A 23876-nucleotide genomic window follows, 5' to 3' on the forward strand; every position below is an offset into this window, starting at 1 on the left:
GTTCACGTGAATCCAATCGTAAAGAGTTTTGAATATGGTCAGCACACAGTCACGCTAGAGACTGGGGTTATTGCACGTCAAGCAGACGCAGCTGTTTTGGCAAGTATGGGCGATACAACGGTATTGGTTACTGTTGTAGGCAAGAAAGCTGAAGAGCCAGGTCGTGACTTTTTCCCGTTAACCGTTAATTACCAGGAAAAAACTTACGCTGCGGGTAAAATCCCTGGTGGATTCTTCAAGCGCGAAGGCCGTCCATCTGAAGGCGAGACCCTCACTGCGCGTCTGATTGACCGTCCTATTCGTCCTCTATTCCCTAATGGTTTTAAGAACGAAGTTCAGGTGATCATCACTGTGGTTTCTGTTGACCCAGAAATCAGCCCTGAAGTGATCTCTATGATAGGTACTTCGGCGGCACTGTCTATTTCAGGCATCCCATTCAACGGTCCACTGGGTTCTGCTCGCGTGGGTTATGTCGATGGCGAATACATCCTCAACCCAACGGTTTCTCAGCTTGCAGACAGCCAGCTAGAACTTTCTGTGGCCGGTACTGAAAATGCAGTACTTATGGTTGAGTCTGAAGCCGATGCGCTGCCAGAAGAAGTGATGCTTGGCGCCGTGGTTTATGGTCACGAGCAACAGCAAGTTGTTATCCAGGCGATCAAAGAGCTAAAAGCAGAAGTTAACAAGCCTGAATGGGACTGGACCGCACCAGTACAAAATGAAGAGCTGGTTGCCAAGATCAAAGAATTGGCTGAAGCGGGTCTAACCGAAGCTTACCAAATTCAAGTTAAGCAAGATCGTTACGCTCAAGTGGGTGTAGTGAAGACTGCCGCCATCGAAGCATTGCTGGCAGAAAACCCAGATGCAGATGTACGTGAAATCGAAGGTCTACTAGGTAGTCTGGAGAAGAAGGTGGTTCGTAGCCGTATCATCGCAGGCAACCCACGTATCGACGGTCGTGAACCAGATATGATCCGTGCCCTGAACGTCATGGCGGGCGTATTGCCACGTACTCACGGTAGCGCACTGTTCACCCGTGGTGAGACTCAGGCGCTGGTTACCTGTACCCTAGGTACCGAGCGTGACGCACAGAAGATCGATAGCATCATGGGTGAGCAGACCAGCCGCTTTATGCTGCACTACAACTTCCCTCCATACTCTGTGGGTGAAACCGGTATGGTTGGTTCGCCTAAGCGTCGTGAAATTGGTCACGGTAAGCTGGCATGGCGTGGTATCAACGCGGTTATGCCGTCAGCGGAAGAGTTCCCATACAGCATCCGTGTGGTATCTGAGATCACCGAATCCAACGGTTCAAGCTCTATGGCGTCAGTTTGTGGTACTTCACTGGCACTGATGGACGCAGGTGTACCGATCAAGACTTCGGTTGCTGGTATCGCCATGGGTCTAGTGAAAGAAGGCGACGACTTCGTCGTACTGTCTGACATTCTGGGTGACGAAGACCACCTGGGTGACATGGACTTCAAAGTGGCCGGTACCCGTGACGGTGTGACTGCGCTGCAGATGGATATCAAGATCGAAGGTATCACCAAAGAGATCATGCAGATCGCGCTGCAACAAGCCTATGGCGCTCGTGTACATATCTTGAACGTGATGGATCAGGCTATTTCTGGCCACCGTGCCGATATTTCTGATCACGCTCCACGTATCACTACTCTTAAGATCAACCCTGAGAAGATCCGTGACGTGATTGGTAAAGGTGGCGCGACTATCCGTGCATTGACCGAAGAGACTGGTACCACCATCGAGCTGGAAGATGACGGTACCGTGAAGATTGCTTCTGCCAACGGCGATGCGACCAAGGAAGCTATCCGTCGTATCCAGGAGATCACTGCCGAGGTTGAAGTGGGTAGTGTCTACAACGGTAAGGTTGTTCGTATCGTCGATTTTGGCGCCTTCGTGACTATTCTACCGGGTAAAGACGGTCTGGTGCATATCTCGCAAATTGCCGAGGAGCGCGTTGCCAACGTCTCTGACTACCTGGAAGTGGGTCAGGAAGTGAAGGTTAAGGTGATGGAAGTCGATCGCCAAGGCCGTGTACGTCTGTCGATGAAAGAAGCTCAGCCAAAAGAAGAAGCGGCAAGCGAATAATCGATAGCGCAAGCGAGTGAAATTTGAAAGGAGACCATTAGGTCTCCTTTTTTATTGGTTTTTTCTCATAGAAGATAGCCGTCACAATTTGGTATTGCTATGATTGAGGCAATTGCAGCGCTGAAAAGGTTAAATGGATGACTCATAAATTACGCTCGGTCTCTTTGGCAGTGATGACCGGCCTAAGTTTGTTACTGACAGGATGTGTATCGACTCAATCGGCGGCGACGGCAGAGCAGGGTAAGCTGATGGTGGCCCCTGTGATGCCTGACTATAAGCTCGAGGTTACCTTAGCCAGATTGAACGATATCCTAGCCTCGGCCGAACTGACTCCTGAGCAGCGTGCGCGTTTTCATTATGACCGTGGGGTGATCTACGACAGTGTCGGACTACGCATCCTGAGTCGCATCGACTTTCACCAGTCGTTGAAGTTGCAGCCTAATCTGGCCGATGCCTATAACTTTATCGGCATCTATTACACCCAGGAAGGGGAATTTGAGAGTGCCTATGAGGCCTTCGATGCCGTACTCGAGCTCTCCCCCGATTATGACTATGCCTATCTCAATCGTGGCATCGCCCTCTATTATGGTCAGCGAGACGAGCTGGCCGTGGCCGACATGCAGTCTTTCTATCGGGCCAACGAGCAGGACGGTTACCGTGCCCTTTGGCTCTATATCACAGAGTCGAAACTGGGCGCCGAGCAGGCTAAGCAGCATTTAGCCGAGAACAGAGCTAAGCTGGACGACTCGCAGTGGTCCACCACATTAGTGGATTTCTATCTTGGTAAGGTGAGTCGTGAGCAGGTCTTTGAGGTGGCTAAGCAGGGGCTGAGTCATCCCAATGAGTATGCCGAGCGCCTATGTGAGGCCTATTTCTATATCGCTAAGATCGCAAAGAGGCAGGGCAACTACAGCGATGCCGCCAATTACTTCCGCCTGGCCTTGGCGACCAACATCTATGATTTCGTCGAGCATAGATATGCCAGGGTCGAACTGGCAAAGATAAACGAACTGATTGCTCAGCCTTAATGCAGAACGTAAGTTATATTATCGTTTGTTGAGGCTCGCCCTATTGGCGGGCCTTTTCGTTTTTATCTGTCGGCGCCACACAAGCGCCCAGTTCCGGGTCGCCAAACTAGCCATAGGATAAGCTTGGCGCTATAATTGCCCGCTTTTAACACTCCATCAAATCGCAGGTAATCATGTCAGGCTATACAGTTGAAGTCGACAAGCGTCGTACTTTCGCCATCATCTCGCACCCGGATGCGGGTAAAACCACCATCACCGAGAAGGTCTTGTTATTCGGACAGGCGCTGCAGAAGGCGGGCACGGTAAAGGGTAAGAAGTCGGGACAGCATGCCAAGTCTGACTGGATGGAGATGGAAAAGGATCGTGGTATCTCGATTACCACCTCTGTGATGCAATTCCCTTACCGCGAGGCCTTGGTGAACCTGCTGGATACTCCGGGCCACGAAGACTTCTCGGAAGATACCTATCGTACGCTGACCGCGGTTGACTCTTGCCTCATGGTGATCGACTCGGCAAAGGGTGTTGAGCAACGCACCATCAAGTTGATGGAAGTCACCCGTCTGCGTGATACGCCGATCGTGACCTTCATGAACAAACTTGACCGTGACATTCGTGATCCTATCGAGTTGATGGACGAGGTAGAGAACGTATTGAACATTGCCTGTGCGCCAATTACCTGGCCTATCGGCGCCGGTAAAGAGTTCAAGGGTGTCTATCATCTGCTCCGCGATGAGGTGATCCTCTATCAGAACGGTATGGGGCACACCATCCAAGACTCGCGCATCATCAAGGGCCTGGATAATCCCGAGCTGGATGAGGCGATTGGTAGCTATGCACAGGATCTGCGTGACGAGATGGAGCTGGTGCTGGGCGCCTCCCATGAATTCGACCTGGATGCCTTCCTCAAGGGCGAGCTGACCCCTGTGTTCTTTGGGACCGCACTGGGTAACTTTGGTGTTGACCATATTCTCGATGGCATCGTCGAGTGGGCGCCGCGTCCCCAGGCCCGTGAATCGGATCTGCGTAATGTCGAGCCCGATGAGCCTAAGTTCAGTGGGTTCGTGTTTAAGATCCAGGCGAACATGGATCCTAAGCACAGGGACCGTGTCGCCTTCATGCGTATCTGCTCCGGTCGTTATGAGCAAGGCATGAAGATGCACCATGTGCGTATTGGTAAAGATGTGAATGTCAGCGACGCTCTAACTTTCATGGCCGGCGATCGTAACCGCGCCGAGGCGGCTTATCCTGGTGATATTATCGGCCTGCATAACCATGGCACCATACGCATCGGCGATACCTTTACCCAAGGTGAGAAGCTTCGCTTTACCGGTGTACCAAACTTCGCACCTGAGATGTTCCGCCGTATCAGGCTCAAGGATCCGCTGAAGCAGAAACAGCTGCTCAAAGGTCTGGTACAGCTGTCTGAAGAAGGTGCGGTGCAGGTGTTCCGTCCGCTGGACTCCAACGACCTGATCGTGGGCGCCGTGGGTGTGCTGCAGTTTGAAGTGGTTGTGCAGCGTCTTAAGAGCGAATATAAGGTCGAGGCTATCTACGAGGCGATCAGCGTGGCGACGGCGCGCTGGGTCTACTGCGAAGATGCCAAGAAGCTTGAAGAGTTTAAGCGAAAGTGCAGCAACAATTTGGCGCTAGATGGCGGCGACAACCTCACCTATGTGGCGCCGACCATGGTGAACCTCAATTTGTCGATAGAACGTTATCCCGACATAGAGTTCGCCAAGACCCGCGAGAACTAAAAAATTGAAAAAGCAGCCTAGGCTGCTTTTTTTGTGCACATTTTTTGAGCCCTTCAGTATAGTGAAACTAAGCGATTGAACTAGGCGCTATTGAAGTTGGGGGCCATTGAAGTGGGGCCTGAGAAGTCAAAAACCATAGAATTAAGGAGCCAAGATGATAGTGAAATGGTGGCGCGCCTATATCGCCTGGTGTGATCGTATGGGGCTAACGCCGGAGAATCAGCGCTGCTGCGCGCCCAAAATAAGTGATCCCGAATTAAATGAGCCTAAATTGAGTGAGTCGGCATTAACCGCTCACCAGGCAGAGAAACCTCAGCAAGCACCACATGATGCCAAGGCGAGAGTTGAAGATGCGCGCCGGTGATTCCCAGGATAGCAAGGCATTCGATAGCAGGCTTGCGGTTATCGACAGTCATGTGCATCTGGATTTTGACGAATTCGATGCTGAGCGTGAGCAGTTAGTCGCCAGGCTCAGGGCCAATGGCCTTAAAGATGCGGTGATCCCAGGCGTCAGCGCCAGTCAATGGCCTAAGCTTCAGGCGATTGCGGCGCGCCATGGCTTTCATTATGGACTCGGGGTTCATCCCTGGTATTGCACTGAAGATTGGCAGCAAGATATTGAAAACTTGTCTAAACTTCTTGAGGAGCGAGGCGACGACCCCAAGCTGGTTGCCATCGGCGAGTGTGGGTTAGATGCCTTACATAAAGCTTCCTGGGAGGCTCAGCTTCCCTGTTTCGAGGCGCAACTGCAGTTGGCCCAGCAACACGAATTGCCGGTGATTCTGCATAGCGTCAAGGCCCACAACGAGGTGCTGGCGTTACTCAAACGCTACCCTTTGGCAAGAGGAGGTGTGATACATGGCTTTTATGGCTCGATGCAGTTGGCTCAGCACTATGTGGATGCGGGGTGTTACCTAGGAATAGGTCATCTGTTGCTGGAGGAAAAGGCGAAAAAATTGCAAGAAACGCTTGTCAAGTTACCGTTAGAACATCTGGTGATCGAGACTGATTTGGCCCTGGTTTACCAGCTGAAAAAGTCGCAATTTGCCGATAAAACCGGCGGATCTGGCTTAATTTTGCATTTGCTAATTGAGAAAATCGCAAATTTGCAAAAAAAATCTAACGTTCTGGTATCAGAACAAGTGTTTCGAAATACGCTGCAACTCTTTGACCTCTAGTTTATTTTTGAAAAAACAGATGTAAATCGCACCAAGTTTTTTTTGTAACGCCTTGAAATAAAACTTCAAAAACTTGATCAAAACGACGATTTTAACCATCCGGTCGGGTATAATCTGTCGGTGAAAAAGGTTGGTTAACAACATAATTAAAAAGTATTAACAATAGGGTGATGGTTAATGGATATTTTAATGAGTTTAGTAGGGGTGGTCGTCCTACTCGCGATAGGTTTTTTGCTTTCTAACAACAAAAAAGCTATCAACATGCGTACCGTATTTGGTGCACTTGCGATTCAGGCATTCTTTGCTGGTTTCGTACTGTACGTACCTATCGGTAAAGACATTCTAAAAAGTGTTTCAGATGGCGTATCTAGCGTTATCGGTTACGCACAAAACGGTATTGGCTTCCTGTTCGGCGATCTGGCTAACTTCAAAGTGGGCTTCATCTTCGCTATCAACGTACTGCCTGTTATCGTCTTCTTCTCATCGCTGATCGCGGTACTTTACTACCTGGGCATCATGCAGTGGATCATCCGTATCATCGGTGGTGGTCTGCAGAAAGCTCTGGGTACTAGCCGTACTGAGTCTATGTCAGCGACTGCTAACATCTTCGTTGGTCAAACTGAAGCGCCACTGGTTGTTCGTCCATTCATCGCGACTATGACTCAATCTGAGCTGTTCGCTATCATGGTGGGTGGTCTAGCCTCTATCGCTGGTTCAGTATTGGCTGGTTACGCGCAGATGGGTGTACCTATCGAGTACCTAGTTGCTGCATCATTCATGGCTGCACCTGGTGGTCTATTGATGGCTAAGCTAATGCATCCTGAAACAGAGAAAACTGTTAACGAAATGGATGAGCTGCCAGAAGATCCAGACAAGCCAGCTAACGTACTTGACGCTGCGGCTGCCGGTGCTTCATCTGGTATGCACCTAGCTCTGAACGTTGGTGCGATGCTGCTAGCCTTCGTTGGTCTGATTGCGATGATCAACGGTATTATCGGTGGCGTAACTGGTCTGTTCGGTGCTGAAGGTATCACGCTTGAGCTGATCCTTGGTTACATCTTCATGCCTCTAGCATTCCTAATCGGTGTGCCTTGGAACGAAGCGCTTATCGCAGGTTCTTTCATCGGTCAGAAGATCGTTGTTAACGAATTCGTTGCTTACCTGAACTTTGCTCCATACCTGAAAGACGTTGCTGACGGTGGTCTGCTAGTTGAAGCGACTAACGCTGTAATGTCCGACAGAACTAAGGCAATCATTTCATTCGCTCTGTGTGGTTTCGCTAACCTGTCTTCTATCGCGATTCTACTGGGTGGTCTAGGTGCTATGGCTCCTACCCGTCGTCACGACCTAGCTAAGCTTGGTATCCGTGCGGTAGTAGCTGGTTCTCTAGCTAACCTAATGAGTGCAACGCTAGCGGGTCTGTTCCTAGCGTTATAAGTCTCAGGAAATTCCTTGGGGGGATGCCCCTGAACGACGACTCTGCCCAGCAGGGCAGAGTCAGCGTTAACTCAACCATTTTTCAACGTATTAGTAACAAGATGGCTATGTATCACTGCTGTTGATGGGTAGCTGTGTGTAAACAAACTTCGGCCTGTTCGGCGATTAGACGCCAATATCAGTGATAAATCAGAAGTTTGTTTTAGTGTTAGAATATTGTGTTCGCATTTTTACATTAATTATATTGTGATTTAATACAATTTGAGTAAAATGCGGCGCCAACAAAGAAAGAAACGCTGACTCGTAAAGAGCAGTAAAACCATAAAATAATGGGGTTGATGATGAAAAACGTTAAAACTTTAGCTTTAGCCGCTACTACCGTAGCAGCAATGTCTACCGGCGCTTTTGCAGCAGATCGTTCAGATCTATACGCTACCGACTACAAGTGGATGCAGTTCAACGCTATGTACTCTGTAGACGAGCTACCAAGTGCTGGCGAGAGCGGACACAACTACCTAGAGATGGAATTCGGTGGCCGTAAGGGTATCGTTGATCTATACGGTTATGTTGATGTGTTCAACCTGGGCAACGAAAGCTCTGGCGACAAAGCTTCTGGCTCTGGCTCTAGCAAAATGTTCATGAAGTTTAACCCACGCTTCTCTCTAGATGCGATCACAGGTAAAGACCTGTCTTTCGGCCCAGTTCAAGAAGTTTACTTCTCAACTCTGTTCAACTGGGGTGGCGGAGCTATCGGTGAAGACGTAAACGCTACTTTCTGGGGTATCGGTGCTGACGTAAACGTGCCTTGGTTAGGTAAGACCGGCATGAACCTGTACGCTCACTATGACCTGAATAAGAAAGAGTGGAACGGTTACCAGTTCTCTGCTAACTGGTTCAAGCCTTTCTACTTCTTCGAGAACAAGAGCTTCCTATCTTTCCAAGGTTATGTTGATTGGCAGTTCGGTGGTGACGAAGATATGGGTAACGAGTTCGTTCCTATGTCTGACAACGGTGGTGCAGCCTTCTTCGGTCTGTACTGGCACTCTGACAAGTATGCACTTGGCTATGGTCTGAAAGGCTACAAAGACGTTTACCTGCTAAAAGATGGCGCTGGTATCGTTGGCCTAGAAACCACTGGTTGGGGTCACTACTTCACCGCGACTTACAAGTTCTAAATTTAGAATTTGTAGGTTTAGGAGCCGCTATCTGGCGGCTCCTAATCTCTCGCTCAGGTTTGTCATCATTGTTTGACCTAAGTGAGTAATCTTTATCTAAGCATGGACTATATTAATAGAGCTTGTTTACATAAAGGTTAGTAGTTTTACGCGCTAAAAAGGATTTTTCGCGGAAAGGCTGGAACACTACTCTACAAAGTATAATTACTTAGTTCCCCCTTCCCGGTCTTCAAGGATTCAAGTCGTGACCCTTGTGTCAGGATCGCCGCTGGTTTCACCAGGGCATTGAATACCTGAATTAGTAAACTTGTTGTGTCGTACCGATAAAACAAATTTACGGCAACGCCTGAAGGCCCGGCCATAAATATAATCAAAAGATGCCAACTCTAGGTGCTGTCATACGTCAATTTCTTATTTCTGAATTAATAATTTACGTTTCGGAGAGCTAATATGAGTGATTTAAAAAAAGCAGCACAGCAAGCCATTGAGTTGATGGATCTGACGACCCTGAACGATGACGATACCGATCAAAAAGTGATTGAGTTATGTCATAAGGCTAAGACTCCTGCAGGTAACACAGCTGCAATCTGTATCTATCCTCGTTTTATTCCTATCGCTCGTAAGACCCTGAATGAGATGGGTTGTGAAGAGATCAAAATTGCTACAGTCACTAACTTCCCCCATGGTAACGATGACATCGCGATCGCCGTGCTAGAGACGCGTGCCGCCGTTGCCTATGGTGCCGATGAGGTTGACGTAGTATTCCCATACCGTGCCCTGATGGCCGGTAACGAAACCGTAGGTTATGAGCTGGTTAAAGCCTGTAAAGAAGCCTGTGGTGACGATGTATTGCTGAAGGTGATCATCGAGTCTGGCGTACTGCAAGACCCTGCGCTTATCCGTAAGGCCTCTGAGTTGTCTATCGACGCCGGTGCTGATTTTATCAAGACCTCTACCGGTAAAGTGGAAGTTAACGCCACCTTAGAAGCCGCCGAGATCATGATGACAGTTATCGCCGAGAAGAACCCTAAGGTTGGTTTTAAGCCAGCCGGTGGTGTGCGTGATGCAGCGGCCGCAGAAGAGTTCTTAGGTGTCGCCGAGCGTCTGCTAGGCAAAGGCTGGGCTACTCCACGTACCTTCCGTTTCGGTGCGTCTAGCCTGCTAAACAACCTGTTACATACCCTGGGACTGGCCGAAGCGCCTAAGGGTCCTCAAGGTTACTAAGCGACGCGGTTAGCTTTATTAGTTAAGTGTGATCTAAATCTATTTGATAACGCCAAAACTTGTATATATTGTTCGTAATTAAATTACGGTTTTGGCGTTAAACAAGAGAATTTGTCACTCGAATACGAATTTTTGTGACAAATTTGGAGGCAGTACCATGTTTCTAGCACAAGAGATTATTCGTAAAAAACGTAATGGCGAAGTGTTGTCGACTCAAGAGATCCAGTTTTTCGTTCAAGGGATCACTAACAACACAGTTTCTGAAGGCCAAATCGCTGCACTGGGTATGGCGGTCTATTTTAAAGACATGAACATGGATGAACGTATTGCGCTGACGACAGCCATGCGTGACTCTGGTACCGTTCTTAACTGGAAAAACCTTGGCTTAGATGGCCCTATCATAGACAAGCACAGCACGGGCGGTGTGGGCGATGTGATCAGCCTGATGCTTGGCCCCATGGCAGCCGCCTGTGGCGGATATGTGCCCATGATTTCCGGCCGTGGCCTTGGCCATACCGGCGGAACCCTGGATAAGTTTGATGCGATTCCAGGGTACCAGACGGAGCCCGACAGCGACCTGTTCAGAAAAGTTGTTAAAGAAGCCGGTGTCGCCATCATAGGTCAAACAGGTGACCTAGTCCCCGCCGATAAGCGCTTCTATTCAATTCGCGATAATACCGCAACCGTTGAATCCATCTCTCTCATCACAGCTTCTATTCTTTCTAAGAAACTCGCCGCCGGTCTCGATGCATTAGCCATGGATGTTAAGGTGGGTAGCGGCGCCTTTATGCCGACCTATGAAGCCTCTGAAGAGCTGGCTCGCAGTATCACAGCCGTGGCAAATGGTGCCGGCACAAAGACAACTGCGCTGCTGACCGACATGAACCAGGTGCTGGCCTCATGTGCGGGTAACGCGGTGGAAGTGAAGGAAGCGGTTGATTTCCTCACGGGTGCATACCGTAACCCACGTCTGTATGAAGTGACCATGGGTCTGTGTGCCGAGATGCTACAGTTAGGCGGCTTGGCCGCTAACGAAGCCGAGGCGCGTGACAAGCTCAATCGTGTGCTGGATAACGGTAAGGCTGCCGATATCTTTGGCCGCATGATTTCTGGCCTAGGTGGCCCTGCAGACTTTATCGAAAACTATGCTAAGTATCTGCCACAGTCGCAGATCATTCGTCCTGTCTACGCCGACCGTAGTGGTTTTGCAACCTCTATGGATACCCGTGAGCTTGGTCTTGCGGTGGTGACCCTAGGCGGTGGACGTCGTAAGCCAGGTGATGCCCTAGACTACAGTGTGGGCTTGACCCAAGTCTGTGCACTGGGCGATGAGATCACCTCAGATAAGCCGATTGCCATGGTACATGCGCAATCTGAAAGCGCCTTCGAAGAAGCGGCGGCAGCCGTGAAGAAAGCGATTCACATTGGCGATGAAGCGCCAGAGAAAACACCAGAGATCTATCGTTACATTCGTCAGTCAGATCTCTAGGAGAGTAAAAGATGAAAAGAACTGTCATTATGATGCTCGACTCCTTCGGGGTCGGTGCAGCAAAAGATGCTGAAGCCTTTGGCGACACAGGTTCAAACACCTTCGGTCATATTGCTAAGGCGTGTGCCGAAGGCAAGGCAAACGAAGGTCGCGAAGGTCCGCTTAAGCTACCTAACCTGGCCAAACTCGGCCTGGCAATGGCCGCTAAAGAGAGCACAGGCAGCTTTGCTGAAGGCTTCGGTGACGATGTCGAAGTGATCGGTGCCTACGGTCATGCCGATGAGCTCAGCTCGGGTAAAGACACCCCGAGTGGTCACTGGGAAATGGCGGGCGTGCCCGTACTGTACGAGTGGGGTTACTTTAGCGACCTGCAAAACTCTTTCCCTAAAGAGCTGACAGATAAGATCCTCGAGCGCGCTGGTTTGTCTGGCTTCCTGGGTAACTGCCATGCCTCAGGCACGGCGATTCTCGAAGAGCTGGGTGAAGAGCATATGCGTTCTGGTCTGCCTATCTTCTATACCTCGGCCGATTCTGTATTCCAGATCGCCTGTCACGAAGAGACATTTGGTCTGGATAACCTCTACACCTTGTGTCAGATCGCCCGTGAAGAGCTTGAGCCTTACAACATCGGCCGCGTTATCGCCCGTCCATTCGTTGGCACAGGCCCGAGCGATTTCGCCCGTACCGGTAACCGCAAAGACTACGCGGTCGAGCCACCATCAAAGACAGTGCTGGACAAGCTGAAAGAAGCCGGCGGTGAAGTGGTGAGTGTGGGTAAGATTGCCGACATCTATGCTCACTGCGGTATCACCAAGAAGGTGAAGGCCACAGGTTTGGAAGCCCTGTTCGATGCTACGCTTGAGCAAGTGAAACAGGCTGGCGACCGCACCATAGTCTTCACTAACTTCGTCGATTTCGACTCTCACTATGGCCATCGCCGTGACATTGCTGGTTATGCCCGTGCACTGGAGTATTTCGACAGCCGCTTGCCAGAGATGTTGGCACTGCTGGAGGAAGACGATCTTCTGCTGCTGACCGCAGACCATGGTTGTGACCCAACCTGGCAGGGTACAGACCATACCCGTGAGCGCGTGCCCGTATTGGCCTATGGCGCAGGTTTGGCGCCTGGTTCACTGGGTCGTCGCAATAGCTTCGCCGATATCGGCCAGAGCATTGCCAGCTACTTCGGCCTTGAGCCTATGGAGTACGGCGAGTCATTCGTCGCCTAGGCAAATAAGGATGACTTAAGGTCATCCTGCTACAATATTATGATTTGGTGGCTTAAATTGGGCCACCGCTACTAGAAAAAGACTTAAGTCTAAAAATAGGGGTTATATAGATGGCTACACCACACATTAATGCTGTTGACGGTGCATTCGCTGATACAGTGCTTTTCCCAGGCGATCCACTGCGTGCTAAGTACATTGCTGAAACTTTCCTAGAGAATGTTGAGCAGGTCACTGACGTACGTAACATGCTAGGCTTCACAGGTACTTACAAAGGCGTTCGTATCTCTGTAATGGGTTCTGGTATGGGTATCCCTTCTTGCTCTATCTATGCGACTGAGCTGATCAAAGACTACGGCGTGAAAAACCTGATCCGCGTAGGTACTTGTGGTGCGATCAGCACAGACGTTAAAGTACGTGACGTGATCATCGGTATGGGTGCTTGCACCGATTCACAAGTTAACCGTCTACGTTTCAAGGGCCAAGACTTCGCTGCTATCTGTGACTACGGTCTGCTGAGCGCGGTAGTTAAGGCTGCCGAAGAGAAGGGCACTAAGTACCGCGTAGGTAACGTGTTCTCTGCCGACCTGTTCTACACGCCAGATCCAGAAATGTTCGACGTGATGGAAAAGATGGACGTGCTAGGCGTCGAGATGGAAGCTGCCGGTCTATACGGCGTTGCTAAAGAGTTCGGTGCTAAGGCGCTATGTGTGGTAACAGTATCTGACCATATCCGTACCGGTGAAAAGACCTCTTCTGACGAGCGTCAAACCACCTTCAACGAAATGATCGAAATGACACTGGAAGCGGCAATTACTCTGTAATTATCACGCTAGTGTTGAATAAAAACGGGCCAATCGGCCCGTTTTTTTATATCTGTGGTCAACTTGTCTAATGACGCCTTTACCCCGCTGGAGTTTGCTCAGGCTCGCCTGCTGCTTCTCTTTTATTGGTTTTCGGGCATTCGTTTACCTGGCATTTGCTTCGCCGTCATCTTTTTCGCCGTTTTGAGATGCGCCTTTTTTGGCGTGGTCGGTATCATCGGCTGTGTCTGAGGAGCGCTCGGCATCATCGTATTCCTGTTCCTTATCTGTGCCTAGGGTGGCGGCTATCTTCTTACCGAGTCTGCTCTTGGTCTGGCGACGCTCGAAGTCGGCCCGTTTAAAGGAGAGGGCACGGGAGAGCAGCATGCCGATGAGCCCGGCGATGATCAACATCATCTGCTGTTGCTCCATGTTGAGCTGGTGCGCCTCCTTGATCTCGTTGAAGAAGCGCTGCGGCACTAACCTGACCTCGATATAGCCAAGGTTTTTATCATCCTGGAGCACGGCCTCGACATAGGGGGGGTAAGGTGCCAGTAGAGCCCTTAGCTCTTCCGATTCAGGCTCGAGCGGCTCGTCGGTGACGCTCTGGGCGAAGGCTAGGCGTTGCCCCTTCTCGCTGAAGATGGTGGCTGACACCACCTTGGGGTCCAGTACCAATGCACTGGTGAGCCACTGCAGTTGCTCATCATTTTGCAGCTGCAAGGCCGGCGCGGCGCCATAGGCGGTCTGTTGCACCAATAAACGAGCCATCTTTTGGGTTTGGGACTTTAGAAGCTGTTGACCTTGTAGTAGGCTAGTTTCCCATAATTGGAACAAGCCCACCATGAGGGCGACAGCGACACTGATCTGCAGCAGTCGTGTCAGCCTTTGGGTCTTTTTGAGTCCTTTAAGAAAAAACACTTTGTACCTGAAGATGATAAGGGTTTTATTAATCATAATGGATTATCTTCTAACCCGATACCCGGAGACGCACGACTAATGGCAAATCAGCAACAAAATCCTCTGTTTTCATGGCTCTATGATGAGGTTAGCGCGAGTATCACCCTGAATGGCTGTCTCTTTTCACGCCATGAGGAAGCAAGCGCCCCCAACGCTGATTTACGCCTGCGTCTGGTCTATCAGGATGCTCAGTGCCAGGGCGACATCGCCGAGCAGCTTTTGTCCTGTGCGCAGCCGATGAGTCTTGCGGTGATCACGCGCCAAAACGATCTAGCCTGTATTGAGCTCTGTCTCGATAAACAGGCAGGGCAGAAGCTGGCCGACGCCCTGGCGGCGAGGGACGATATTGAGCTCTTGTATATTGGTGGCCAGCAGCCAAGGCTGGACCAACCGGGACTGCTGGTAATGGACATGGACTCGACGGCGATTCAGATTGAGTGTATCGACGAGTTGGCGGCCATGGCCGGGGTTGGCGAGGCGGTGGCCGAGGTTACCGAGCGCGCCATGCAGGGCGAGCTGGATTTCGAGCAGAGTCTGCGCCAGCGAGTGGCCAAGCTGGCGGGCGCCGATGCCGGCATCATAGATACCCTGTGCGGCCAACTGCCGCTAATGCCGGGTCTCGAGGTGATGGTGGCAGAGCTGCAGGCCCATGGTTGGCGTTTGGTGCTGGCGTCGGGGGGCTTCACACCCTTTGTGGGCCATCTAAAGCAGCAACTTAGCTTAGATGCGGCCTATGCCAACGAACTTGTGATCGTCGAGGGCAAGCTAAAAGGCGAGGTGATAGGCACAGTGGTGGATGCTCAGTTTAAGGCCGATACCGTGCTACGCAGCGCCGAGACCTGGCAGATTCCTGTCGGCCAACGCTTAGCCATAGGCGATGGCGCCAACGATATCCCCATGGTGCAGGCGGCCGATTTTGGCATCGCCTACCATGCCAAGCCTAAGTTGCAGGCGGCTGCCGATGCGGCGATTGCCAAGCTGGATCTGCGGGTGCTGCCCTTTATGTTAGTTAACCTGGCTTAGAGAGATTTTTGTTTCCAGCCAAGGATGAATCGATAGGCTCGCATGATGCGGGCCTTTTATTTGGGCTATTTATGAAGAGACCCCAATAAGGCTCGCGTTTAAAATCAATCTTTTATCTTTGATCTACAAGTCATTATCTTTAAACGCATGTTTAAGACAGTTTTGCGCTTGTTTTTTGCTTTTTTGTACTTGAGTTACCCCTTTAAAGTCAGTACCTTAAATCAAATTTTATTCGGATATCTTCTGTGTCGGCTCCGATCCAAGAATCACGTTTTATTCCCTATCATCAGGGGCAACTACACCTGCGTCTGCTTAAGCGGCCCGATGCCGACATGAGCAGGCCGCCTATTTTGATGCTCCACGGCGCCATGTCTAACGGCCGGGTCTTCTATAGCGACAAAGGCAGGGGACTGGGTTGTTACCTGGCCGAGGCGGGGTTTGTGGTCTACGTGCTCGACACCCTGGGACGGGGGCTGAGTACCCCTAAACTGAGCACTGGCGCCAGTCATGGGCAGGGCGAGGTGATCCGCGAGCAGCTTCCGCTGGTGCAGCACTATATCCTGTCGCAACATCCGCAGGCACATAGGGTGCACTGGTGTGCCCACTCCTGGGGAGGCGTGCTGATGGCCAGCGCCATCGCGCGTTTCGAATTCTTTCAGACCAGTGTCGCCTCGCTGTTGACCTTCGGCAGCAAGCGGGCGATCAAGGTACGTTCATTCAAGAAGTGGCTGATGGTGGATCTGGTCTGGAACAGGCTGGCTCCTGCGATTGCTGCCGGCCATGGGTACCTGGCCGCCGATCGCTGGCGCATGGGAATGGACAATGAGAGTAAGGCCTCTCTGTCCCAGAGTATCGACTGGGTCAGAGGAGACTGGATAGATCACGACGACGGGTTTGATTATGCGAAGGCGGCTAGTGATTTGGGGGTGAAACAGGGCTGGCCTAAGGCCTGGTTTATCGCCGGCAAGGGGGACCAAGTGCTGGGCAATCCTGCCGACGTGCAGCGCATGATAAAGGAGTGTCATCTTAAGCAGGTGACCTATAGCCTGCTCAGTAAGGCGAACGGCAACCTGCATGACTATGGCCACGCCGAGATGCTCACCCATAAAGATGCCATACGGGACCATTTTCCCCAGGTGCTGAGCTGGTACCGCGCGCTCTAACGCTCTAGTGCTGGTTAAGCGCCTAGATTTTCATTGTGTAACTGCGGATAGCGCAGCATTACTTCGTCGGTAATATCCAGCAGTTCACCCACGCCTATGATGTGCCACATCAAGTGTTCCAGCTTCTTGGCCTTGTGCTGGGCGTGTAGGCCAATATATTCCAGCTCGCGCCTGATGTAGTTGATATCCGGCTTGCCGGCGGCGCCGCGGTAGATGCGAAGCGCCATGAAGCGGCCCAGATTTTGACTCTGTCTGATGAAGTGCAGCTGGGCTTGTTCATCGCCTATCTCCTTAGGCGGCAAGCACTTTATCTTGATCCGTCCCTGAGACTGACGGGAGATCTGCACATAGGTCTCGAAAAACTCTAATCCATGTTGCGGCTTCATCTGGCGGATTGGCGTGATGAAGTCCTCTTTGAGGCGTCCCTTGTCCAGCAGGGCGCTGAGGTCGTATTTCAGTGTCTCCTGAGTCGTCGCGGCAAATAGGTCGGCGATGGCGTTGGAGTGCTTGCTCACGCCCAATACGCTCAGCTTGGCCGATTTTGCCGTCTTCTCGATGAAGTAGGGCACAGAGGCCAACTCCCTCATCAGCAGGTTTTTCAGCCCGTCTGAGAGCTCCTTCATGTCGCTATTGGCCTCGGTCAGCTTCTTGAGCTTGTCACGGTTAGCCTCGATGAGACGGCTGAGGAAGGCGACGCCGACATGGGGCGTATGACCAACCATTGCGGCCAGGTGTATGGTGACGCCATTCTTGCGGGTGCGGATCAGCCTATAGGGCAGCTGCGCCAGACGTGTCTTACCCGCCAGATGTTGCAGCTTGGGAAAGGCGACCATGACAGGAGCCGTGGTATCAAAGTCGGCTGCTTCATCTAGGGTGACCTGCAGGCCCTTGCCCGAGATATCTAAGGTAAAGCCATGGTGGCTCTGCTTGCCCTGGCTGACGGTGACTAGCGTCTTGAAGGAGAAGCGCGCCTCGTTGCGCCGCTCGGTAAATTGCAGCGACAGCAGCTTGATCTGATCTTCCAGCAGCTTCTCCTGTCCGAAACGCTTCAGCTCGTTGGCCTGATGGCCTTTGGCATCCCAGGCCTCATACTGAGGCAGAATATCTTCGTTGGTGAGATCCATAAGCTGCAGCACATGGGTGAAGCACTTGAGCTGGGCCTCTGTCAGCGAGGCGTAATAGCTCGAATCACCGGGCAAGACGCTGGATTTATAGGAGATCTCAGGGTCTATCTCATGACAGGCCAGCTTGAAGATGCGCCAACTGGCCTTGGTCGCGCCAAAGCGCAGGAAGAGGCCAAGCAGATCGCTCTGTTTTAGCTCGGCGAGACTGGCAGAATAGAAGAAGATCGCCCCTTGGGCCTGAAAGGTAAAGCAGAAAAACAGGTTGTGGTCAGGGTCTTGTGGCGCATTAAATAGTGCCTGTAGCCGCTCGTGGGTCAACATGCCGCCGAGCTGACTGACCGACTTCTCATCGACAAAATATTGCTGTAGCTTCTGGTTGTCGCGGCTCAGCAACTTATGGGTCACACGGGACTGACCATCAATCTGCTCTACATATAGGGGCAGATGAGGCAGATGGGGCAGATAGTGGCGCTCGAAGCCGAGCCCCGTGGCGGTCACCAGTATGTCGTTGATATCCACCTTGTAGCGAAACTTATAGCCCTGGATCAGGTTGGCCAACATATCGGCAAGGGCATCGCTGCCACCCGTGCGTTTCAGGCGCATCCAACAGTATTCATGGTTGCTCTCAACGTCGACCACCTGATACTCGACCCCTTTCTGCAGATCATCGAAATAGTACTCGGCGCTCAGCTCCAGCAGTTTGACGATGAGCGGCTGCTCTGGGTTGAGGCCATGGTCGACAGGTAAGCGAATACGGGCGCCGCCGACCGAGAGATCGACTGTGATCCCCTTTATCTCGCTGCGACCCGGCTGCAACACGCCGATGCGGATCGCATAGTTCATCCGCTCTTCGGCGCGATTAAAATAGCTGCCTAAGATGGCACCGCTGGCCACATAGGGAGTGAGGGCGCTATCGCCCTGAGCTTCGCCATCACGCGTGCGTTGTCGCCGCAGTTTATGTCCCTCGATGACCTGCTCATACACCCCTAGCGTGTATTGCCCCTGATACAGGGCCAGTGCCTGCATAAAGTTCTCTTTAGCCGGGGCGTCGATAAAGTGGGTCTGGGCGCCGCTGTTAAAGGGCGCGCAGGGCAGTTCGGACCTGTCCCTGAGATCGATCACCCGGGTACAGGGAGAGGAGAGACGATTGAGTTCCATCTTGAGCAGAAAACGAGTCGAATTGGACTCGCTGGCGGTTAGATGATCAAACAGTTCCTGGAAATTGGTTTCCATCAGGAGGGGTTTTAGCTGTTCGATCAATGCCTTATGTTGCTCTAGACTCATGGATTATATCTTTTCGACTCAAAGTGGATGGCGCGGCTTATCTTATTGTGTCGGCGGCTTAGGTAAAAACTTGATAGCCTTTTGTTTATTCAACACAATTTGCCCTCTCAGTGAGAGACAAATTCCTAGGAGCAGTGTAAGGCATTTTGGCTTCCTTGTGGGAATCATTTTCCTCCTCTGGGGTATGGGCGATAGGGGGAAGTAGACTACAGCCGCTTAAGATACTCATGTAGAATGCCCCCATGGAAGCGTGCGGCCCTTAGATTTTTGAGCCGAGATGGCAGATGTAGATGACGGGCGCGGCGAGATTAATGAGAAGACAAAACAGTTAAGCTATGGCGAAGAATAAAACAGCATATGTGTGCAGCGAATGTGGTCAGGACTTTCCCCGCTGGCAGGGACAGTGTAACGCCTGCGGCGAGTGGAACACCATCTCAGAGGTGAGGCTGGCGCCGACCAAGTCGAGCGCTGGCGCCGTGGCTGGCTATGCAGGTGCCGTCGGTGGAGGCTCGAAGAAACTCAGCGAAGTGGAGGAGTTCGAGGCCAAGAAACTGCTTACCGGCATTGGTGAGCTGGATCGCGTGTTATGTGGCGGTCTCACCACAGGTTCGGTCAACATCATATCGGGGGATCCTGGTGCGGGTAAGACGACCATATTGTCGGATCTGGTGTCACGCATGTCGCAGCTGATGCCCTCGCTCTACTGTACCGCCGAGGAGTCGCTGTCACAGTTTAAGAACCGCGTAAACCGCCTCAGGCTCGATTGTAATGAGGAAAACCTCTACCTGATGGCCGAGACCAATGTGGAGGCGATTATCGCCGAGCTTGAGGCCAAACAGGTCAAGTTTGCGGTGATCGACTCGATTCAGGCGGTGGTGACAGATTTGGCCAACGGCAGCCCAGGCTCGCCGTCTCAGGTCAAGGGCAGTGCCCAGGCGCTGACCCAATACTGTAAGCAGAACAATGTCACCATGTTCCTGGTGGCCCATGTGAACAAGAATAACGAGACCGCGGGGCCGCAGACGCTGATCCATATCGTCGACTGCCTGACCCACCTGGAATGTAACGACGGACAGGTACGCACCCTGAGGGCCAACAAGAACCGTTTCGGCGACGTGGATACCGTCGGTATCTTCAGGATGACAGAGCGGGGCATGATAAGTGTCGATAACCCCAGCGAGATCTTCCTCTCGGGTTCCAGCACTGAATCGCCCGGTGCGGCCATCACCTGTATCCGCAAGGGCAATCGCAACCTGCTGCTGGAGATCCAATGTTTAACGACTGAGGCGGAGGGGGAGTTTCCCCAGCGGGTCTGTGTCGGGCTCAACATGAACCGTATCAAGATGTTAACTGGGGTTTTGCGCAAGCACACCCGTACCAAGATCTACCACGATACCTATTTCAACCTGGTGGGCGGGCTTAAGATAGACGAGTCTGAGACCTGTATCGACCTGGCCCTAGTCACCGCACTGCTGAGCAGCCTTAACGAGTTTGTGGTACCGCGCACCACCTGCATCATGGGGGAGCTGAGCCTCAACGGCGACGTGCGCCCCATCGACAGCGGCGTGCCCAGGGTGAAAGAGGCTGTGCAGCACGGCTTTACCGAGATCTTTATTCCCTATCGCAACTATCATAAATCGATGGAAGGTCTGGGCGCCAAGATCAATCCGATTAAGACGATTCACGAGCTGCTAGAGCTGATTAGCTAGCACACATTTAATGAGGGTAGAGATGCAGCTTAAAATACGTAGCGAAGCACCGGGCGATATTGCTGAAATTTACGCGCTGACTGAGGCGGCCTTTCTCGATGCGCCTCACACAGAGCATACCGAGCAGCATATCGTGAATGCCTTGCGTGAAGCCGGTGCGCTGGCGATATCCTTGGTAGCCGAATATGAGGGGCGCTTGGTGGGGCATCTGGCGCTATCAAAGGTGACCATCTCGGAGAACAGCCTTAACTGGTATGGACTCGGCCCCATCTCGGTGTTGCCCGAGATGCAGGGAAAAGGGATTGGCAGCCAGTTGATGCGAGCCGGTATCGAAGCGCTAAAAAAGGCGCAGGCCAACGGGTGCGTCCTGCTGGGTGAGCCTAATTTTTACCAGCGCTTTGGCTTTGCGCCTGTTGCGGGACTGGTGTTGCCGGGCGTTCCCGAGGAGTATTTTCTTGCTCTTAAGCTTACCGGTAAGGCGCCACAGGGAGAGGTGAGCTATCACCCTGCCTTTTTGGCGAAAGGAGAATAGCCGCAAGGCCCTAGCCAGGACTTTACGCTTGGGGTTAATCTTCTTTGTTTGGCTTCCCCCCTGTCGTTGCCAAAGGGGTGATACAGCGCAGAGACTAAAAAGGGGACGCTATGTCCCCTGTTATTGATATCGACCGCAAAGTCGCTAGACGATGGATTTACCCTTGGTCATGGACCTCGATAAACATCTTGAGTTCGCGGTCAAGCAGGGACGCATCGCCTATGTTGAGTTCGAGCATGCGCCTCAGGTGGCTGATGCTGTCGATATCGATATGCAGGCATTCGAGTCCAAGCTGGCCATCTTTTTGGTGGATGACCTGGGTCTCCATGGTGACCTCTACGTCAGAGCCCTCTAGGGTGAAGCTCAGGAGTATCGGTTCCTGGCTTGGTGTGAAGGCTGGGGGCAGCTCGACCAGGGCACCATTTAGGCTAAGATCATGGAGCGTGGTCGACCATACCTTATCGTCTTGGGTGAGCGTCGCATTGACATCGAAGAAGATGCGCGAAAATTGCCGCCTTTCATCCATAAGCTGTCTTAGCCTCTAATGTGAGCGTGATGTTAATAAGGTAAGCATAAGCTAACATGACCCAAGTGTAAAAATCTTGATTTATATTTAGCTTTAGTGACTTGAGGCAAATTCTCTTTGCCTGGGGCGATGAATCTGGTAGGCGACGCTGCTGGTGATTTTTTAGGGGCTATGGCGGCTAAAAATCGCGCCAGATCCCATAATTGAGATAAAGCTTATATGCAATTATGAAAAATTGTGAATAATAGCCTTAACCTTTATTTAACGTGTTTGGGAGCTGGGTCATGGCCCTAACTTCATTACAACCTTGTGTGCTTGTGGTCGACGATGAGGCGGTGATCCGTGCTCGTCTGAAGGGCTATTTCGAGAAAGAGGGTTATCGGGTGCTCGAGGCCGCCGATGGTGAAGATATGTGGCAGCAATTCAGCCAGCAACATGTCGATCTCGTGATGCTGGATATCAACCTGCCCGGTGTCGATGGCCTTAGTCTGACGCGAGAACTGCGCAGTCGTAGCGACGTGGGGATCATCCTAGTGACGGGACGTGACGAGGCGATCGATAAGATCATCGGCCTGGAGATGGGCGCGGACGATTATGTGACGAAGCCCTTTGAGCTGCGCGAACTCCTGGTGCGGGTCAAGAATCTACTCTGGCGCATCTCTCTGGTGAAGAAGGCGCAGCAGCAGACCATCGCCGAGCTCGAACGCGGCGACGATCTCATCGAATTTGAAGATTACTGCCTGGCGCTTAACAGTCGTAAGCTTTCCCTGGGCGATGAGGTGATCAAGCTGACCAAGGCCGAATTTGAACTGCTGAGCGCCTTCGTGCTGCATCCTCAGCAGGTGCTAAGCCGTGAGCGTCTGATGCAGCTCACCAGCCATCGCAATCAGGATGTGAATGACAGAACCATAGACGTGATCATTCGCCGTTTGCGCAACAAGCTAAATGCCGAGCTCTTCGTGACCGTCCACGGTGAGGGTTATCTGTTTGCCGCTAAGGTTGAAGATTAGCCCCGGGCACCTCGACCCGGTAGATGGGGTAAAAATCCGCCGGTGCCAGGCTGTCAGTCAGCTGTTTCACCTGGCTATTTTGAGGCGTGAGTCCCTTTATCCTGGGGCCGATATCACCAAAGGGGGCGGCGCCCTCGAGTTCTCGCACCACCACATCTATCGCCAGCTTACCCTGTAATACCACCTGATCGTCACTGCTGAATGATACCCTGTGGCGATACAGGCCACGCAGGGTGGCAGGGGAGAGGTAGCTGCTCACCAGCGCAACGTCTTGAGCTGTCTCCTGTTGCGCCAGGGCGCCGATGGCGGCCTCGATGGCCACGGCGCTGCCGAGAATATAGTCGGGGGTGTGATCTTTGAGCAGGTGATGCAGCTGATCCCGATAGAGGGCGCGATTGTTGTCGGCATGGCGATTGGAGGAGATAGTTACCCTACTGCCCTTGAGTGCTGCCATGATCCCTTGTTCCACCCAGGTGCTGCCTCCCAGCTTCTCTGGGCCGAGCAGCAGTGCTAGCTTAGCGGGCTTATTTTTGGTGGTGCGGCGAATATAGTCGCCGGCATGCCATCCCATCTGATACCAGTTGACGCCAATGCGTGTGTTTACCAGCGGGCTGTCGAGTCGGTTTACCAAGGCCAGCATGGGCTTGCTGATCTGCCCCTGATAGTGCTTGAGCAGCTCGGGGTCCACTGTACCCAGCAAGATGGCGTCGAAATTGCCGGCCATGCAGCGCTCGAGCTGCTCGAGTTGTTTGGCCTTACCATAGTAACTGCCGGCCTCAAACAGCTCCAGGGCTACGCCCAATTGCCTAGCCTGGGTGACCAGGCCATAGTCTATGCCTATCCAATAGGCATCTTTGAGGTGAGGAACCAGGGCGCAGAGTCGCCAGGGCTGTTTGGTCATGTTCAGGGGCTGATAGGTGAGCGTCTCGACCTGCTGAAGCTTGGCGTTATAGGGGCTGCGCTGCTGAAGTGACCAAGTATCTGCGGCGTAGGCGTGTGCCGATATTGCCAAACAGGCAGAGATCGCTAGGCCATTGAGGCAAAGATAAAAGGCGCTGAAAAAGGGAGATTTATTATGCTTCACCACGGGGCACTCAGTATAATGTAACCAGACGCATGTTA

General features: G+C 52.1%; 20 protein-coding genes. 16 read left to right on the forward strand and 4 right to left on the reverse strand.

The window, feature by feature from the left end; genetic code table 11:
• Positions 1–6: 6 nt before the first annotated feature.
• The 11 genes from pnp to deoD all read left to right on the forward strand — a co-directional run bounded on the left by pnp (position 7) and on the right by deoD (position 13444).
• Complete coding sequence (gene pnp, locus L2731_RS16250; protein ID WP_239851837.1) at positions 7–2109, forward strand: polyribonucleotide nucleotidyltransferase; 2103 nt, start codon at positions 7–9, stop codon at positions 2107–2109.
• 137 nt (positions 2110–2246) lie between these two features.
• Positions 2247–3137 carry a lipoprotein NlpI gene (gene nlpI / locus L2731_RS16255; RefSeq protein WP_249254510.1) on the forward strand — a complete coding sequence of 297 codons (891 nt, stop codon included), beginning with the start codon at positions 2247–2249 and terminating at the stop codon, positions 3135–3137.
• 173 nt (positions 3138–3310) lie between these two features.
• Positions 3311–4891 (forward strand): peptide chain release factor 3, encoded by a 1581-nt coding sequence (gene prfC / locus L2731_RS16260; RefSeq protein ID WP_041509109.1) that lies wholly within the window; start codon positions 3311–3313, stop codon positions 4889–4891.
• Positions 4892–5045: 154 nt separating this feature from the next.
• Complete coding sequence (locus L2731_RS16265) at positions 5046–5255, forward strand: DUF5363 family protein (RefSeq protein ID WP_144203805.1); 210 nt, start codon at positions 5046–5048, stop codon at positions 5253–5255.
• Positions 5242–6069 (forward strand): TatD family hydrolase, encoded by an 828-nt coding sequence (locus tag L2731_RS16270; protein ID WP_249254511.1) that lies wholly within the window; start codon positions 5242–5244, stop codon positions 6067–6069. Before L2731_RS16265 ends, L2731_RS16270 begins: the two co-directional genes overlap by 14 nt.
• 177 nt (positions 6070–6246) lie before the next feature.
• The gene (locus L2731_RS16275; RefSeq protein ID WP_220060173.1) at positions 6247–7506 is read left to right on the forward strand and encodes a NupC/NupG family nucleoside CNT transporter; all 1260 of its coding nucleotides are present in this window, start codon (positions 6247–6249) and stop codon (positions 7504–7506) included.
• A gap of 341 nt (positions 7507–7847) precedes the next feature.
• Positions 7848–8681 (forward strand): nucleoside-specific channel-forming Tsx family protein, encoded by an 834-nt coding sequence (locus L2731_RS16280; RefSeq protein WP_249254512.1) that lies wholly within the window; start codon positions 7848–7850, stop codon positions 8679–8681.
• Between the two features lie 450 nt (positions 8682–9131).
• A complete protein-coding gene (deoC, locus tag L2731_RS16285) occupies positions 9132–9905 on the forward strand; it encodes a deoxyribose-phosphate aldolase (RefSeq protein ID WP_239851830.1) in 774 nt (257 codons plus the stop codon).
• Positions 9906–10062: 157 nt separating this feature from the next.
• Positions 10063–11394, forward strand: coding sequence for a thymidine phosphorylase (gene deoA, locus L2731_RS16290; RefSeq protein ID WP_239851828.1), 1332 nt, complete (start codon positions 10063–10065; stop codon positions 11392–11394).
• 11 nt (positions 11395–11405) lie between these two features.
• Positions 11406–12623, forward strand: a complete 1218-nt coding sequence (locus L2731_RS16295; protein ID WP_249254513.1) for a phosphopentomutase — start codon at positions 11406–11408, stop codon at positions 12621–12623.
• A gap of 110 nt (positions 12624–12733) precedes the next feature.
• The gene (deoD, locus tag L2731_RS16300) at positions 12734–13444 is read left to right on the forward strand and encodes a purine-nucleoside phosphorylase (protein WP_041509114.1); all 711 of its coding nucleotides are present in this window, start codon (positions 12734–12736) and stop codon (positions 13442–13444) included.
• 144 nt (positions 13445–13588) lie between these two features.
• Here the strand turns inward: deoD and L2731_RS16305 are convergent, their stop codons facing one another.
• Positions 13589–14380 carry a YtjB family periplasmic protein gene (locus tag L2731_RS16305; RefSeq protein ID WP_249254514.1) on the reverse strand — a complete coding sequence of 264 codons (792 nt, stop codon included), beginning with the start codon at positions 14378–14380 and terminating at the stop codon, positions 13589–13591.
• A 42-nt stretch (positions 14381–14422) separates the two neighbouring features.
• On the opposite strand from L2731_RS16305, the gene serB reads away from it, so the two are divergent.
• Positions 14423–15406: a phosphoserine phosphatase SerB gene (gene serB / locus L2731_RS16310; RefSeq protein WP_249254515.1), complete on the forward strand. Its 984-nt coding sequence runs from the start codon at positions 14423–14425 to the stop codon at positions 15404–15406.
• A gap of 236 nt (positions 15407–15642) precedes the next feature.
• Positions 15643–16569 carry an alpha/beta fold hydrolase gene (locus L2731_RS16315; RefSeq protein ID WP_249254555.1) on the forward strand — a complete coding sequence of 309 codons (927 nt, stop codon included), beginning with the start codon at positions 15643–15645 and terminating at the stop codon, positions 16567–16569.
• A 14-nt stretch (positions 16570–16583) separates the two neighbouring features.
• Here the strand turns inward: L2731_RS16315 and L2731_RS16320 are convergent, their stop codons facing one another.
• The gene (locus L2731_RS16320) at positions 16584–18977 is read right to left on the reverse strand and encodes a PilZ domain-containing protein (RefSeq protein ID WP_249254516.1); all 2394 of its coding nucleotides are present in this window, start codon (positions 18975–18977) and stop codon (positions 16584–16586) included.
• Between the two features lie 335 nt (positions 18978–19312).
• Here L2731_RS16320 and radA point away from each other — a divergent pair, with 335 nt between their 5' ends.
• Entirely contained in the window at positions 19313–20686 is a 1374-nt protein-coding gene (radA, locus tag L2731_RS16325; protein WP_239851816.1) for a DNA repair protein RadA, read from the forward strand.
• Positions 20687–20708: 22 nt separating this feature from the next.
• Positions 20709–21218 carry a GNAT family N-acetyltransferase gene (locus L2731_RS16330; protein ID WP_239851815.1) on the forward strand — a complete coding sequence of 170 codons (510 nt, stop codon included), beginning with the start codon at positions 20709–20711 and terminating at the stop codon, positions 21216–21218.
• 157 nt (positions 21219–21375) lie between these two features.
• On the opposite strand, the gene L2731_RS16335 is transcribed toward L2731_RS16330, so the two are convergent.
• Complete coding sequence (locus tag L2731_RS16335; protein ID WP_239851814.1) at positions 21376–21744, reverse strand: PilZ domain-containing protein; 369 nt, start codon at positions 21742–21744, stop codon at positions 21376–21378.
• A 284-nt stretch (positions 21745–22028) separates the two neighbouring features.
• Here L2731_RS16335 and torR point away from each other — a divergent pair, with 284 nt between their 5' ends.
• Positions 22029–22754 (forward strand): two-component system response regulator TorR, encoded by a 726-nt coding sequence (gene torR / locus L2731_RS16340; RefSeq protein ID WP_239851813.1) that lies wholly within the window; start codon positions 22029–22031, stop codon positions 22752–22754.
• On the opposite strand, the gene torT is transcribed toward torR, so the two are convergent.
• Positions 22738–23841, reverse strand: a complete 1104-nt coding sequence (gene torT, locus L2731_RS16345; RefSeq protein WP_415837057.1) for a TMAO reductase system periplasmic protein TorT — start codon at positions 23839–23841, stop codon at positions 22738–22740. The genes torR and torT overlap by 17 nt on opposite strands.
• Positions 23842–23876: the final 35 nt, after the last annotated feature.

This window comes from Shewanella aquimarina, assembly GCF_023349185.1.
In the GTDB taxonomy this organism is placed as follows: domain Bacteria; phylum Pseudomonadota; class Gammaproteobacteria; order Enterobacterales; family Shewanellaceae; genus Shewanella; species Shewanella aquimarina.